Raw genomic sequence first — 16,399 nt, 5'->3', positions numbered from 1 at the left:
ACAGAATACGATGCAAACGCGCAGATTAGGAACCAATGGGCCGGAGGTATCAGCCCTTGGGTTGGGTTGTATGGGCCTCAACTTTGGCTATGGTCCGGCTACGGAAAAGGGAGAAGCGATTAAACTGATCCGGGCCGCCGTTGAACAGGGCGTTACCTTCTTCGATACGGCTGAAGTATATGGCCCTTATACAAACGAGGAAGTGGTTGGCGAAGCCCTCGAACCGTTCAAAGGCAAAGTAGTCATTGCGACAAAATTCGGATTTGATTTTCAGGATGGGAAGCAGACCGGGCTCAATAGCCGTCCCGAGAACATCCGGGCCGTTGCCGAAGCCTCCCTGAAACGGTTACGAACCGACGTCATCGACTTGTTCTATCAACATCGCGTTGACCCCAACGTACCGATTGAAGACGTGGCAGGCACGGTTCGCGACCTGATTCAGGAAGGAAAGGTAAAGTACTTCGGCTTGTCGGAAGCAGGCGTCAATACCATTCGCCGGGCTCATGCCGTACAACCCGTAGCGGCCCTGCAAAGTGAATATTCCCTCTGGTGGCGCGAACCGGAAGCCGATATTCTGCCCACACTGGAAGAGCTTGGGATTGGCTTTGTGCCATTCAGCCCGCTGGGGAAAGGATTTCTGACCGGAAAAATTGACGAGAACACCTCGTTCGACAAAACGGATTTCCGCAATACGGTTCCTCGTTTTTCGGAAGAGAACCGGAAAGCGAATGCAGCGCTGGTCGAGTTGCTCGGCAGCATGGCCAATGAGCGTAGGGCTACACCTGCCCAGGTTGCGCTAGCGTGGTTAATAGCCCAAAAGCCGTGGATTGTGCCCATTCCCGGCACCACGAAAATCCACCGGCTGGAAGAGAACCTTGGGTCGGTTTCTATTACACTGAGTGCCGATGATCTGGCATCTATTGCAGAGGCTCTATCCAGCATCGACGTGCAAGGCGGACGGTATTCTGAACAGGCGCAAAAGATGATTGACCGGTAGCTCCATTAAGCAGTTGAAACAACTCACGTTAGTGCCGCAGATAATGCTAACCTGGCTAACGGACGTACCCACTTATGCGAATAGACTGTCTTTTACTGGTAATCTGTAGTCTGCTTTTTGTCAGTAGGCTCAACGCGCAACAAATGGTAAATCAACCAGTGGCCTTATCGTCAAATCAACAGCAAATCGTTATCATCTCAGCCCTGACGGCTAAAGGAGATTTACAAAAACTGCAACCAGCCCTGAGTGCGGGACTGGATGCCGGGCTGACTGTTAATGAAATCAAGGAAGTGCTGGTCCATCTGTATGCGTATTGTGGTTTTCCCCGAAGTATCCGTGGATTACAAACGTTTATGGCGGTGCTGGACGAACGGAAGAAAAAAGGTATTTCCGAAAACGTTGGTAAGGAAGCGTCACCGATTGTCGGCAACGTACCCAAGTATGAGCGCGGCAAAAAGGTACTTGAACAACTGACCGGGCAACCCGAAACCGGTCCGAAGCGGGGCTACGCGGCGTTCAGCCCGGAGATAGAGGTTTTTCTGAAAGAACATCTGTTTGCCGATATCTTCGAGCGGGACGTGCTCAGTTATGCCGACCGCGAACTGACGACCATTTCGGTACTAACCAGTATCGGGGGCGTCGAACCCATGTTGCAAAGCCATCTAGGGCTCTGTTTACATGTAGGCCTGACCGGCCCTCAATTGGAGCAAGCGATGGCGGTAATTGAAACCAACGTCGGCAAATCGGAAGCCGATGCAGGCCGAGTTGTATTAAAGCAGGTAACAGCAGCAAGGCGTTAGTAAAAAAGAATACGCGCTGCACAATCGTTAGTATTCCGCGTCTACGTACCTAAACAGTTCGTCGCGGTTTTTGGCGTGAAGGATTCTAGCCCCTGACAGGGCGGGGAAGAGGTTTTTGTATTCGTCGAAATCGTGCTCGAAACCACCACCGGGATGCGAGAGCAACGTGTTGATACCCCCGAAACAACTGGCCAATGCCGCCGTGCCGCCATGCATGGAAATGAACCGGTCGCAGTTGGCGTAGACCATCAGTTGTAGGTGATTAAAATTGTCGACCTGCTCACGATGGCGCTCGAAAAGATCATTCATCAGCAACACATCGGGGTGCGTTGTCTTCAGCCAGGCATGTTCGCCCAGATCCATGATTTCGCTGTTGTCGAGCACAATCTGCCCCCCCAACGGCCGATTGTAAATGATCTGATAGTGACTCTTCAGACTGGAAATCAACCGGTCGAGAGACGGGATATCCAGAAAATTGATGGGCGGCTTATCCCACTCAATGTTGTATTTATTGGCAATAACCAGAAGCGGTTTGTCATACACAAATAACTCGTTCCGGTAGTATTGTTTAAACGGCACGCTGGTCCATTTCGAGAAATCGTAGTTGGGCGCGTGGGTCATATTCGGAATGCTGTAATTACCATACCCGGCCTCCCACACGCGTTTATCGTGCTTTTCAACGTGATCGGGGCTGAAAAAATAGAACGGGCGGGTGTTTTTGGCCGAAATGGTTTGTTTCAGCGTGCCGTTCAGGTAATGCCAATACGCAAACGGCATGGCATACCGCACTTCCTGATCAAATTCGCCGTAAAACTCAATTACTTTATACGGCTTCCTGGTCACGAAATCAGCTTTCCAGAAGCGCAGTTGACTCAGGCGGGCAAAATAATTATCGCGCACAAAATACCGCAGATCACGCCGATAATGCGGATACCGCACCGCCGCAACGAGGTAGAGTGATTTGAGCAGTAATCGCTGAAGCATAGGAAAATGGAGGTGTTTTGGGCTTGATGTTTAGTGTTTGATCGGTCCGCCGGTGCGGTTGCGCTGCTAGTCAGACACTAAACATTAAACCCGAACATCAAACGTCAAACTGTTTTATACACGTCGATCAATTGCCGCGCCGTATTGGCCCACGAGAAAAGCGCGGCCCGTTCAAAGCCACGCTGACGAAGGCTGGTGCATAGCTCACTGTCGGTCAGCAACCGATTTAGTTGGTCGGCCATAGCTTCGGGAGAGGCAGGGTCGGCCAATAGGGCGGCGTCACCGGCCACTTCGGGCATGGCCGACGTGCTGGCCGTAAGTACAGGGGTTCCGCAGGCCATGGCTTCCAGAATGGGTAGTCCGAAGCTTTCGCGGAGCGATGGGCATAGAAACACTGTAGCCAGGTTATAGACTGTTGGCAGCAAGGTGTTCGGAATGTAGCCACACAGCACAATGTCGGGTTTCAGGGCCGTTGTTCCTGTTTCGTTCAGCACTTTGTCGACGTACTCGGCCGACACATTGGCCATCACAAGCGGGAGGGTAAGCTGGCCGCGTTGTTTCAGCAGCAGCAACGCCCGCAACACGTTGGGTACGTTCTTTTTAGGGTCGGCATTGCCCAGGAAAAAAATAAACTCGGCAGGCAACTTGAATCGCGCCCGCACCTCGTCTAGTTGGGCCGTGTCATCGATGATTGTGAACTGCTTACTAACTGCATTGTGTACCGTGGTGACCCGGTCGGGCGATACCCGAAGATGATCAATAATCCGTTGCCGCTCGTAATGCGAAACGGTCAGAATCTGACTGGCTGTTTTCACCACGTTAGGTACGTTCCAGCGGCGGTAAACGTTGCCAAATCGCTGATAGGCGGTACCACCAACAATGGCTTTTTCCAGAAAAATAATGTCGTGTAACGTTAATACCACCGGCACCGATGACCGGAGCGGGGCGGTATTGGCCGTGCAATGCAACAAGGTAGCTCCCGCCTTTTTAACGGCTTTTGGCAGCGCCCACTGTTCCCAAACCGGGTAGGGGCCGCCCTTTAATTCAACCACGCGGAGGTTGGGCGACGTGGGCAGGCAGGCCCGGTCAGTATCGGGTTTTACGAACACGGCAAATTCGTGCTCACGGTGAGCAGTAAGCGCCCGGATGGTCTCCAGCGCAACAATGTCCATACCGTGTTTGTGGGGCCGTAACAGCCGCTGGGCTTCAATGCCAATAATCATAGGGTATACACGCCACCTGTCTGGCTAGTCAGTACAAGGGGCAGAAAGGCCGGATTTAGCCGTTTCAAGCGTAAAAAATCGGACAGGTATTTCTGACAACTGATAAGCAACCGCGCCAACGTACCCAGCCGACACTGAAAAACTCGTCGTTTGCCACGTAAGCGCCATTTCCGACCGGTCATCTACAGCCCGATATACCCCTTTTGACGCAGAAATGTCCATGAAGTCATTTGTCAATCCTTGTCCGGTCGCTTTAATGAGGCTTTCCTTCCGGGTCCAAAACGTGTAGAACAACGTTCTAGGATCGGCACTGATGCTTAAATAACCCTGATCTTCCGCGTTGAAACTCGACGAAATAAGCGCCTGGTAGCCCCAGTCGGGGTTTATCCATTCTACATCTATCCCAACAGGTACGTTGCCAACGGCCAACAACACCCATTGGCCCGCGTGCGAAACGTTGACGTGCCAATGAACAGGCTCATTAACAAACGCAAGTAGTTCGGGTTTCCCAAACGGGCCTATTGCCAGCCCAACGTGCTGTGGTGTGGTAGCGGTAAGCTGCCCGATCAGCCAGCGGAGCCAACCGCGCCCCGAAACAAACCGCTCTTTGTCAGCTAGTTGCCGAAATCTGGTGGCCCGCTGCTGTTCGTCAGGCACTAATAGGTTATGCAACCACAACTGATCAGTTGACTGTATATGATACCGGAAAACGGCCATACTATTTGGTTCAAGCGCACCCGTCCACGGTTTCCAGCATACATCAGCAAGCAGGTCGATATGTAGTTCTGGCAGCAAGGCTATATACACGAGAGAATTACGTGACGAAGGTGGCTATTTTAGGTCTAAATCTATGCAGCGGGCAGTATGTTTTGTAGCTATTTGTGCTTCGGTGCTACACCTCAATGAACCGTCTTCTTTTTGTTTCGGCCGCCGCTCTGGGCATCACGCTTCTGTTACTCAACAGGCCCAACAACGCCGCTTCTCATCCGCCCAAAGTTAGTCCGCTCCTATCTTCCAATGCATTCGATACCGTTGGCCGAATTCCGATCGACGCCAAACGGTGGTACCAGGTTATCAACGTCAGCAATGGGTTAGATGCCCTTTTCGACGGAAAAACTCAGGTGAATGTCAACACGGGCTGGAACAAACTGGTCACGCCTTATGAAGCGTATTACCCGCTTCGAAACGGCGAGCAGATGACCATCGATCGGATTCGCCTCTACGATTACGCCGATCAGAATCTGGACAAGCCGATGACGCTTTTCATCATCACCGCCGACTGGAAACGCATTCCGATTGCCCGGTTCGTGGGCGATAAATACGATGAATGGGTTGGCCCTGATCCGGCCGTTCCAGGTACGTTCCGGCTGAAGAAACCCATTTCGGGCGCTCGGTATCTGCTCATCAGTACCTCCGGGGCCTATCCGTCGGAGATGGAATTATATGGCAGCTACACGCCCGGCCAAACAACCCATACTACGCCTCCGACCCGGCAAACGCTTTTTCGGCAGGCGGTGGGCGTCAATATGTTTGAGTGGAATCTGGAAGACCCGGCTCAATCGCTGGTAATCGATGAAACCCGCGTACCGCCGATGCGCAGTTTCGCGGCTGTGCGGCATTACATGGACTGGGAAAAGCTGGAATCGAAGCCAGGGCAGTATTCGTATAACCCGACCCTAAGCGGAGCCTGGAACTATGATGCGATGTACGAACGCCTGCAAAAAGAAGGCATCGACGTATTGGCCTGTCTGAAGACCATTCCGAAGTGGCTCGAGACTATGTACCCAGCCGATCAGCGCAACTACGGCAACAATCCGGTTCGGTACGGCAGCGACCTTTCCAAACCAGTTTCTTACGTTGAACAGGCGCGTGTGGCGTTTCAATACATGGCCCGCTATGGCTACAACAAACGCGTTGACCCGGCTTTGGTGAGCGTAACGGCCCTGCATGATCATTGGCTGCCCGTAAACCAGAAAAAGATCGGGATGGGGCTGATTCGGTACATCGAATGCGAAAATGAGCGCGACAAAAACTGGACAGGCCGTCAGGGCTACCAGACAGCGCGCGAATATGCCGCCAACCTATCTGCTTTTTACGACGGCCACAAGAACACGCTTGGCCCCGGAGCGGGTGTAAAAAATGCAGATCCTTCGGTTACGGTAGTTATTGGCGGGTTGGCAGAGCACACCACCGATTACGTTCGGGCCATGGTTGACTGGTGCCGCGAGTTTAGAGGCTACCGGCCCGACGGACGTGTAAACCTGTGCTGGGACGTGATCAATCACCACCTGTATGCCAATGACGCGGGTTCGTCGCAGCAAAAAAATGGGAAAGCACCCACCCGTGGGGCTGCCCCCGAGTTGGCCGGTGTTGGCGAACAGGCCGCTTCGTTTGTAAAATTGGCGCACGAACTATGCTACGATATGCCTGTCTGGATCACCGAAGCCGGATACGACGCTAATCCCGGCAGCCCCTTTCATGCCATTGCCATCGGCGCTAAATCGGTGGAGCAAACCCGCGCCGACTGGACATTGCGCACGGCTCTGCTTTACCTGCGAACGGGTATTGATCGGGTGTTTTTCTACCAGATGTATGACGAAAATCCGGCCGATCCAACTCAGTTCAGTTCGATGGGGCTCATCAACCAAGATAAAACCCGAACAATCGCGGCCGACTATCTATACCAGACTACCCGGTTAATTGGTAATTTCACCTACCGCGAGACCCTTCGACGTACCCAGTCCAGCCAACCCCTTGTTGATCGATACGTGCAGAATTTGCCGGGAGGGGTTACGCAGACAGCCTATGTGTTGCTGATGCCTGACGAACGAGGCCGAACAGCTACGTATACGCTAGCCGTTCCCAAAGGAGATACGGTTATGTTGCATACCCCTATTAAATTGCGGCAGGAAATGACAAAACATATGATTATCAGTCTAAATGGTAGTGTTCAGATCCCTGTTAGTGAAACCCCCATTTTTGCGTTGCTCAAACCAACCAGGCCGTTGCGACCACACTCTAATTAAACCGCTCACTATTACCGACTAATGAATACAAAAAGTGCGGCTATTAACGGGGGGAAGTGGATTACCATTGCTACGGTAATCTCTACCGTTTTTCAGTTCGGTCAGATGGTTGTGTTGGCCCGCCTGCTTACTCCCGGCGATTTTGGCCTGGTGGCGTTGAGTAACCTGATTCTCACCTTTTTCCAGCTTTTCACCAACCTCGGCTTTTCGAATTCAATCATTTACAAGCAGGAAAGCGACCGATCGGTGTTATCGACGATCTACCTGCTGAATATTACGCTTGGGATTCTCATTTTCGGCATCATCCAACTGGCTACGCCGGCTATTGTGTCGTTTAAGCACGAGCCGCGTCTGGATCGGGTATTGCACATTTCGTCGTACTACTTTCTGATTGTGTACTTTGGGCAGATCTATCTTTTTCTGATGGAAAAAGAGTTACAGTTCCGCACCATTGCTATCACCGAAATCATAGGTACGTTCATAGGCACCACCACCACGCTGGTGATGGCGTATAGCGGCTACCACGAGCTGTCGCTAGTGATTGGTCAGCTGGTTACCCAGGCCATTAAAACCACGTTGCAGGTTATTCTGGGCAGTTCGCTCTTTAAACCCATTCTGCAAATTTCCTTCAGCGGCATTAGCGAGCACCTCCGATTCGGTTTCTTTAACCTGGGCGATGGTATTCTCGGGTACGTTCAATCGAATTACGATAACCTGTTTATTGGCTTCGTGCTGGGCAACGAAATGCTTGGTTTGTACACGCTAGCGTACCAACTGGCTATTTTTCCGATTACCAAAATAAACCCGATCATTTTGCAGGTAGCCTACCCGGTTCTGGCCAAAATGCAGAACGACAATGCGGAGTTGAAGCGGCTTTACCTGAAGATTCTGGATATTCTGAGCTATTGTAATTTCCCCCTCCTGGCGGGCCTCTACATTACCGCCGACAGTGTGGTGCCGCTACTCTACGGGCCGGGTTGGGAAGGCACCATCGGCTTGATTCGGGTCTTTGTGTTTGTGGGACTGATGATGTGCCTGAACCACCCTCTGTTTACGATCGCTTTTACGAAGGGCAAACCAAACCTGCTTTTTTATCTGAATCTGGCCACGCTGATCGTTAAAATCCCGCTGGTCTACTGGCTGGGTAACAGCTATGGCGTTTTGGGGGCGGCGGCGGCTTTTCTGATTGCTACGGCGCTGAACCTGCTGGCCAACTTTGCCATTGTTCAGTATCTGATCGGCGACTTCATGGGCGTTTTCCTGCGCAATATTGCCCGCCCAATCTTGTTTTGCCTGCTCATGGTTGGGGCTATCACCGCTTACAAAGCATTTTTCGGTCACGAAGGCGTTATTAATACTATTGCTGAAATTGTGATTGGCGGGGCGGTTTATAGTGCGCTCACGCTGGCTTTCAAGTTCTCGATAACCGATTTGAAACAGCTTCGTCAGGCGCTATAACGTTCAGCAACTCTTCGATATACAAAAACCGGGGTGCTTTTGGCAGTAGCCATAGCACCCCGGTTTTATGTTAGTAACGCTTTCTTTTTTACTTCCTTCCGTCGAGAACAGCCTGTAGTTTTTGGGCGAATTCTTTATCGTTGGGCGGGGCAAAAATATAGCTGTGTTCGCCAGGTACGTCGTGAACATGAACGCCTTTCATGGCGAAGTCACGCCAGCCGTAGTAGTCGTAGTCATCCATGTAGAACGTCTGGGTAGTGGCCCGAAACAGGTGAACCTCCAGGTCGGCTGGTTTTAGCTGGAACTGGTCCAGTGCTACGTCGTTGATGGCTTCAATCTTGAACGTTGTGTCGAGAATGGCCTCCTGCTGTTGCGCCTGTCCGAATTTCAGTTGCCAGTAAGAGCGAATGGCCATTCTAAGCAACACATGGTCGGGCCGGGTGCTTGATTTCAGCCACCAGTATTTTTTGATGAGCCGCCGATCGATCGACTGCATCTTGTAGTTCACGCCCTGCCAGCGGTGCTTTTCCAGCAGTCCAAACGTATGAATGATCTTGTTAGTCAGCTGTTGCAATTGCTGGGCTTTGCGTTGCCACCATGGATTGTTGTGGCCTGCATCGTAGGCGTAGGCATCGAACAAGGCCACCAGATTCACAACACGGCCTTTCTCAACCAGTTGGCGAGCCATTTCGTAGGCCACAATGCCACCGAACGAGAAGCCGCTTAGTGAATACGGTCCGCTGGGGTTGTGCTTCACAATCTCCTCTACGTAATAGGCCGCCATGGCTTCAATGCTTCGGAACGGCTCATCGATTCCGTTTAGGCCGCGCGCCTGCAATCCGTAAACGGGCTGATCGGCGTGCAAATTCTGCGCTACGGCATTGAACAGCAATACGTTCAGTCCGGCTCCGTGTACGATATAAAGTGGCTGACGCGTTCCGGTTGGCTTGATAGGTACCAGCGATTCCCAGGAAACGGGCTTGTCATTTTCGCGAATCAACTCGGCTAAGGCCCGAACGGTTGGGTACTCGAATAGCGTTGCCAGCGGTAAACGGCGACCGGTTTGTTTTTCCAGCCGAGTCATCACCTGCACCGCAATCAGGGAGTGGCCACCCAGTTCAAAGAAATTCTCGTCCAGCCCAATATCGTCTATTTTCAATACCTCGCCCCACAGCTTCATCAGCATTTGCTCTTCGGGCGTTGGGGGCCGGTTGGCGATAACGGGCGCAGCGGCAGGAGGCGTTTCCTGTAGCGGTTCGGCGCGCGCTACCGATGGAGCCGGTAGGGCTTTCCGATCAATTTTACCATTGGCCGTAACTGGGAAACGGGGCAGCACCACAAAATCAGTGGGTACCATGTAATCGGGCAGCGATTGCGACGCCTGTTTACGCCACGCCCGTAGCTGATCGCTACTGGCTACAGACACGCCGTTTTTTCCGTTCTTCTCCGTTGGTGTTTCGTCGGGCACGATGTAGGCCACCAATCGCTGATCACCGGGCTGGTCTTCACGAGCGGCCACAATGGCTTCGCGAATACCCGTCACCTTAACCAACGTATGCTCTATTTCGCCCAGTTCGATCCGAAATCCCCGAATTTTGACCTGCTGATCAATCCGGCCCATGTATAGAATGTCGGCCGTTGATTCAGTTCCGCCATTCAGGTAGCGACCCAGATCGCCGGTGCGATACAGTTTTTCGGGCTGTGCAGAAAACGGATTATCGATGAATTTTTCGGCGGTCAGCTCGGGCTGGTTTAGATAAACGCCCGACACGCCTTCGCCCGCAATGCAGATCTCGCCCGGTTGCCCGTCGGCGGCTCGCTGCCCTGTTTCGTCGACAATATAAATGCGGGTATTGGCAATGGGGTGGCCAATCGTAATACGTTCATCTGTAGCCAGAATCTGCTTTCCGGTGGCGTAAATGGTGGTTTCGGTGGGGCCGTAGTAGTTCCAGAGTTCGCGGCAGGAACTGAGTAGCGTTTTAGCCAGGTCCATCGGTAACGCCTCGGCACACGATATAACCCGAAGGTTCGGGTGTCCACGCCAGCCCGATTCCAGCAATAAGCGGAAAGTGGCCGGCGTAGTCTGGATGAATGTGATCGTTTTGTCGCCCAGCACCTGAGCCAGCGCTTCGCCATTTCGGGTTGTCGCCGGATCAATCAGTAACAGCTCGGCCCCTACGATCAGCGGCGTATAAATTTCAACTACCGCCAAATCGAAGGCGATCGTCGCCAACGCAATGGTTTTGTCGGCCTCGGTCAGGCCCGGCTCGCGCGCTACGCTAAACAGCACGTTGGCCACGCTATGATGCCGAATTAGCGCCCCCTTCGGCCGACCCGTAGTGCCCGACGTATAGAGTATATAAGCAATATCCTGCCCCGTTGGCGCCTGATCGGGGGCGGTTTTGGGGTACTGATCCAGCGTTGGCCAGAGCGTTTCTACCAGAATCTCAGGTACGTTAACCAAACCAAGCCGTCCCTGATGTACCTGCGAGGTGAGCAGTACGGAACAACCGGCATCGGTAAGAATATAGGTTAGCCGGTCGGCGGGGTGTTGCGGGTCAACAGGTACGTAGGCCGCTCCGGCTTTCAGAATTCCCAACATGCCCACCACCATCGGCAGCGATCGGTCAACGGCAAGTCCAACGCGGTCGCCCGGCCGAACGCCCTGTGTACGAAGCGCATGCGCCACCTGGTTGGCCTGACTATCTAATTCCAGGTACGTCAGCGACTCCTGCTTAAACCGAATGGCGACCTTATCCGGGAATTTCGCCGCTGTTTCGCTAATAAGCGTAGTCAGTGCTTTATTGCGCGGGTAATCCAGTACATTGGGCGCAGACTGGTCGGTTTCCGGCTGTTGCGGGGTTGCTTCCGATGCCCTCAATGCAGCCATTGGAACGTCGGGCTGCCTGGTAATGGCTTGCAGCAACGCAACAAACGTCTGGTTGAATTGGGCAATGGTATCGGCCCGGAACAGGTGCTGATTATACGACCATTCCAACACCAGCGACTGTTCTGAGCCAGTGGCATTCAGCGACAGTTCAAAATTTTCGTAAGCCCGCGGGTTGCTGATCAGTTCGTGGGTAAGCCCAACGAAGTCAACGCCTTCGTCGAGCCCCATATCTACATTGAAAACCACGGGTACCAGCGCAATGCGAGACGGGTCGCGAGCAATGGGTAGCTTTCGAAGCAAACTGCCGAACGTAAGTTGCTGATTGTCATAGGCATCCATCAGCTCAACACGGCGTTTTTTCAGGTAAGCCGTGAATGATTGGTCGGGTGCGTATTGGCTACGGAGAGGCAATAAACTAACACAATGACCAACCAGGCTATACCGATCGGCCACGAGTTGGCCGGCGGCGGGCAGACCCAGCACCAGATCATTTTGGCGGGTAAGCTGGTGCAGCCACACTTCAAAAGCGGCGGTCAATGTACCCACAAAACTGCTTCCAGCCCGAACGCCAACCTGTTTCACGGCTTTGGCCAGGGCGGCATCGACCACAAAATCGGCCCGGCGACTGGCATAAGTACGGGGCACGGGGCGCGGCGAATCGGTGGGTACGTTCAGCACCGGCAGGTCACCCCGAAACTGACCAAGCCAATAAGCTTCACTTTGCTGATAGGCCTCACTCGCAGTAAAAGCCTGCTGTTCAACCGCGTACTGACCAAGCTGAGGCGCTATTGCCATCATGGGCGACAGGCCCTGAGCATAAGCCGTATATAGTTTACCCAGATCCTGTAACAGAATACCCGTCGACCAGCCATCGCAAATTATATGGTGGGCGGTTAGGGTAAAGTGCCAATGTGTTTCCGATAGCTGAATCAGCGTAGCTTTCGCCAATGGTCCGGTTTGCAGGTCGAACAGATGATGTGCGTCTTGCTCAGTATATTTAGTAACCGTGTTTGCCTGAGAAACCGGTTCGCTGTCAGAGACATCAACGAAGGCTAATTCGATGGCAATTTCGTCGGATACGCACATCTGCTGCCCGTTGGGGCTAAACGTGGTGCGCAGGGCTTCGTGCCTGCTGACCAGCCCGGCCCATGCTTCAGTAAATGCATCCCGGTTGAGGTGGCCCGTTAGTCGGAGCGAAATAGATTCATTATAAGCCCGACTGGCTTCATTACCTCCTAATTGACAGGCCGTCCATATTTCAAGTTGCGGTTGAGTGGTGGGCACTACTCGCGCTAACTGAGGGCCCGCAAAAGGGTCAAAATCGGGGGCCGTTACTATAGACTGGGTAGTTGTTTCACGCATTTTTTCTCCGTTTGGACAAACAGGTAGCCTATTGCTAAGCTGCAATTAATTGCAAAAATCAGACCACTAAACCAATACGAGACCGTGAGGCCCCATGTCTCGTATTTTTCCAGTGAAAAGTAAAGATAAGGGCTGGCAATGAGATGAAATAGGGCCATTTCACTCTCTATGTACGATTAGCTTGAAATTGTGAACTTAAAACAGGCCATTCCTCCTAAAATTTATTAGTCGTCACTTTATTCTGTACCAATTCTGCCTTAGCTTGATCCGATTTTTCATTCGTACATATGTGTTCTTATTCGTCGGTGTTATGATTAAACGTGTAGCTAAAAAATTAGTCTCCATTTGTAAAAGAACCATCAATAAGCTGGTTGCATGGCGGTTATCATTATCGGGCATTCGCCTTTTATCGCGTGAACAAACCGTGGCAGCGCTACGTACCTACAAACAACTGGTTTTGCCAGCCACACACGTTGAATTGCCCGAAATCGTCAAGCTGACCGACCCCAATACGGTTATTTTTCAGCAGACAGAATCGTTTACGAATCCCTCTTTTGTGTGGTCACTCGCGCAGTCGGCGCAAAAAGTGACCCTGTTACCCTACGGGGCCGTTAAACTGGAAAAAGACATCTTATGTACTGATTTTGATACAGATGGTTTTTTTGATGACTTCTATGATCGAAAAAAGCGATCGGTTCAGCAGACCAATTTACTCCTTGCCCCCTGGAGTCAGTATCTGGACGGTGTTCGGTTTGGCGGTTATTACGATTTCGTTTTACTGGTAGCCGCTAAACTTGCCCGGATGAAGGAAGCGCTCACGCCCGATGAATTTGCTCAGGCTACCGTTGCTTACCCGCTTTTCAACACCCCTTACGAGCGGGAGTACCTGCAACTGCTTGGCCTTCAACCAGAGCGCATTTTTGACAGTCGCACCACTGAGTTTACGGCCGAACGCGTTGTCACCGGCAATAGCGGGCATTGGTTTTACCCAAATCCAGCCGATATTTTTAGCCTGAAAAAGTATGTCGAAAACAGCCTCGCCTTGCCGCCTGTGCCGCGCCGACGAATTTATATCAGCCGGTCGGGGCGTCGCCGTATTACCAATGAGCCCGAGCTGATTGCGTTGTTGAAACGATTCGATTTCACCCTGATCGATGACGTACCCCGTTCTGTGGCCGAACAGGTGGCGATTTACAAAAGCGCCTCGTTCGTTATTGGTCCACACGGTGCTTCGTTCAGTAACCTGATTTGGTGCGAACCGGGCACCCACCTGCTCGAATTGCTTTCACCCAATTATACGCCTAACTTTTTCCAGTATATGTGCCACGTACTGGGTCATCAGTACAGTGCTTACTACAATGGTAAACCAGCCAGGAACCGGGGCGTTGTCGAATCGCTTGAAGAAGACATCACGGTTTCGGTAGCCGAGATCGAAATTTACCTAAACAAACTCCTGTAATCAAGTTATCTATTGATTCTCTGCAACTTACGCTTATTGGCAGGCTCGGTTAATGAATCGGCAACTTCGGTTTTACTGGTTTCATCAAGGTAGTCGCCACCAACCCGGTTCAACACGGTTAAAATAGGCTGTTGAGTTACCCGCTCGAACAGGGCCAATAGTTGTTTTTCGGTTCGGCCCCAGGCGGCATTGGCATCAATGATCAGCAATGATAACGCGCTTTGTTTCATCATGTACACCGGAATCTGGTGGTTGATCAGCGGCGGCAATTCCAGCAGTACCCGGTCAAATTGAGTTGGGTCGAAATCATCCGTATGATCCAGCAGGTATTCCAGACTGGTTACATTCATGAAATCGGGGCGGGCGGTATAGGGCAGGTACGTTACTCCCAGCTTTTCTTCACGCCGTTCGTTCCCTTTTGAACGCGGATAGCAATAAGCAATCCGTAGATCGGCCTCGGAATACAGACGAATCAATCCGTTGGAAATCCAGGCCTTACCCTGTTCGGGGCGAATACTGAAGAGCGTGATGATGGGCGGAAACGGCTTGTTACTGACCTGCGAAACCTCGATGTTGATCGTGTTCAGCAGTTGCTCGAACATACTGCGCGAGGCTCGGGTCGCTTTTGAATAAGCCAGCGGATTTTTTACTGTAGGGAACATTGCCGCCACTGGACGACCAATCAGCTCTTCGGCCTGTTCGGGCGATTTAATGCGCTTATCGAGCCAGAACCGCAGAGCCATAATCAGCATGGCGATGAATAGGCCCACGCCCAAACTGACAATAATCAACTGTTTCCGTTTTGAGGCCAGCGGTGCTAATGGAAAGTTGGGCGCATCCAGAATTTCAAGCTTCCCTCCCACCGATACATCCTGCTCGCGGGTACGTGACTGATCAACCTGATTCAGCAGCTCGGTATACTCCCGTTCGGCCAGCGCCAGGTTGCGGTTCAACTGCCGAATCTGAGAGCCTAACGGGCCGTATTCGTTGGTTTTGGCTTCGAACTCACGAATTCGTTTTTCGTACACCTCCAGCTTAGCCGACGATTCTTCGTATTCCAGCGATTTCGCCAGCCGGTCGGTAGCCAGCGTTTGCTGCGGAATGGCCTCTGAATTATTAGAGACCGCATCATATTTCTGGGCGCTGATTTTCAGTTCGTCGGCCGCTTGATTCACCACGGCCTGCAACCGGGCAATGGCGCTTTTGGGCTGGTTGTAGGCGCGGGCATTGGCCAGTTGGTTTTCGGCTTCGCTTAGTCTGCGCTGTTTGGCATTCAGGTCGGCACTGGCCATCTGCATACCGCTCTGCTGACCAGATCGTTTGCTCAACGCATCTAATGCGGCTTTTGCGCCATTACGCCGCATCTTCTCCTGGTTGTATTCGCTGATCAACGCCTCGCGCGATGAAGCAACCGTGCGGGCTTCTTCGTCATAATCCAGCACCTGATGGTTCGTGCCAAAAGCGCGTAAAGCGGCATCAGCCGCGTCGAGCCGGGCTTTAGATTCTTTCAGTTTCTCTTCATAAAAACCAACTACCGACTTGGTCTCTGATGTTTTGAAGTACGAGTTTCGCTTGTTCAATGCCTCAATAGCATATTTCAACGTACGCTGGGCTACGGCCGGGTCATTGGCTTCGTATTCCATCAACAGCACATCGTTGGTATTTTTACGCGCCGAAGCCTTCAGCTTTTCACTGATATGCGACACCGAATAGTACGTATCTGAATTGAGCAACAGACTTTTAACCGGATTGGCAGCAGGCGTTTTGGCCAGACTATCTAAGGTCATGCGCAGGTAATCTGTACCGGCAAACGTGGGCAGCTCAGCTCTGAATTCGTCTGGGAAGGCTGCTTGTAATTTCTGAAAGCCAGCGGCACCCAGCACCAGACTATCAGGCTGCTGGAGTTGCAGGTCGTCGGCCAGCAAGCTTATGCCCACCTGAAGCATAGTCTCTTTTGAGTTCAGGGTAGACAGCAGGTTATCGAAAGCACTGGTTGACATATCCATCGACGGCGCTTTCTTATCGCTCAATAAGGTGTAACCAGAGGCCAGCCCGGTATATAGCGTAGCTTCTGACTTATAGGTTTTCACCTCATTGCGCGTGAGGTAGAAAGCCGTCGAGGCTGTAATAAGCGGAATCAGCACAAACCACAGGGTATGCTGTTTCAGAAGGCGCAGAAAAACGTCAAGCTTCATACAGA

Annotated in this window: 10 protein-coding genes; 5 read left to right on the top strand and 5 right to left on the bottom strand. The window is 52.1% G+C overall.

The genetic code is table 11. The annotated features are described in order from the left end of the window. Positions 1-10 precede the first annotated feature (10 nt). Both ACAW87_RS20940 and ACAW87_RS20935 read left to right on the top strand, forming a co-directional pair. The gene (locus tag ACAW87_RS20940; RefSeq protein ID WP_370725598.1) at positions 11-997 is read left to right on the top strand and encodes an aldo/keto reductase; all 987 of its coding nucleotides are present in this window, start codon (positions 11-13) and stop codon (positions 995-997) included. Between the two features lie 143 nt (positions 998-1,140). Then, positions 1,141-1,797 carry a carboxymuconolactone decarboxylase family protein gene (locus ACAW87_RS20935; RefSeq protein ID WP_370725597.1) on the top strand — a complete coding sequence of 219 codons (657 nt, stop codon included), beginning with the start codon at positions 1,141-1,143 and terminating at the stop codon, positions 1,795-1,797. A gap of 27 nt (positions 1,798-1,824) precedes the next feature. On the opposite strand, the gene ACAW87_RS20930 is transcribed toward ACAW87_RS20935, so the two are convergent. The 3 genes from ACAW87_RS20930 to ACAW87_RS20920 all read right to left on the bottom strand — a co-directional run bounded on the left by ACAW87_RS20930 (position 1,825) and on the right by ACAW87_RS20920 (position 4,799). After that, entirely contained in the window at positions 1,825-2,781 is a 957-nt protein-coding gene (locus ACAW87_RS20930) for a hypothetical protein (RefSeq protein ID WP_370725596.1), read from the bottom strand. A 104-nt stretch (positions 2,782-2,885) separates the two neighbouring features. Then, the gene (locus tag ACAW87_RS20925) at positions 2,886-4,004 is read right to left on the bottom strand and encodes a glycosyltransferase family 4 protein (RefSeq protein WP_370725595.1); all 1,119 of its coding nucleotides are present in this window, start codon (positions 4,002-4,004) and stop codon (positions 2,886-2,888) included. Between the two features lie 24 nt (positions 4,005-4,028). Further along, positions 4,029-4,799, bottom strand: a complete 771-nt coding sequence (locus ACAW87_RS20920; RefSeq protein ID WP_370725594.1) for a 4'-phosphopantetheinyl transferase family protein — start codon at positions 4,797-4,799, stop codon at positions 4,029-4,031. A gap of 107 nt (positions 4,800-4,906) precedes the next feature. On the opposite strand from ACAW87_RS20920, the gene ACAW87_RS20915 reads away from it, so the two are divergent. Both ACAW87_RS20915 and ACAW87_RS20910 read left to right on the top strand, forming a co-directional pair. Continuing rightward, positions 4,907-7,030 (top strand): hypothetical protein, encoded by a 2,124-nt coding sequence (locus ACAW87_RS20915; protein WP_370725593.1) that lies wholly within the window; start codon positions 4,907-4,909, stop codon positions 7,028-7,030. A 21-nt stretch (positions 7,031-7,051) separates the two neighbouring features. Then, positions 7,052-8,488 carry an MOP flippase family protein gene (locus ACAW87_RS20910; RefSeq protein WP_370725592.1) on the top strand — a complete coding sequence of 479 codons (1,437 nt, stop codon included), beginning with the start codon at positions 7,052-7,054 and terminating at the stop codon, positions 8,486-8,488. A gap of 88 nt (positions 8,489-8,576) precedes the next feature. Here the strand turns inward: ACAW87_RS20910 and ACAW87_RS20905 are convergent, their stop codons facing one another. Next, positions 8,577-12,740: a non-ribosomal peptide synthetase gene (locus ACAW87_RS20905; protein ID WP_370725591.1), complete on the bottom strand. Its 4,164-nt coding sequence runs from the start codon at positions 12,738-12,740 to the stop codon at positions 8,577-8,579. Positions 12,741-13,164: 424 nt separating this feature from the next. On the opposite strand from ACAW87_RS20905, the gene ACAW87_RS20900 reads away from it, so the two are divergent. Further along, entirely contained in the window at positions 13,165-14,199 is a 1,035-nt protein-coding gene (locus ACAW87_RS20900) for a glycosyltransferase family 61 protein (protein ID WP_370725590.1), read from the top strand. 5 nt (positions 14,200-14,204) lie between these two features. On the opposite strand, the gene ACAW87_RS20895 is transcribed toward ACAW87_RS20900, so the two are convergent. Beyond that, entirely contained in the window at positions 14,205-16,394 is a 2,190-nt protein-coding gene (locus tag ACAW87_RS20895; RefSeq protein WP_370725589.1) for a GumC family protein, read from the bottom strand. Positions 16,395-16,399 lie beyond the last annotated feature (5 nt).

It is taken from the genome of Fibrella aquatica (assembly GCF_041321135.1).
In the GTDB taxonomy this organism is placed as follows: domain Bacteria; phylum Bacteroidota; class Bacteroidia; order Cytophagales; family Spirosomataceae; genus Fibrella; species Fibrella aquatica.
This window is presented reverse-complemented; position numbering and strand designations above follow the sequence as displayed.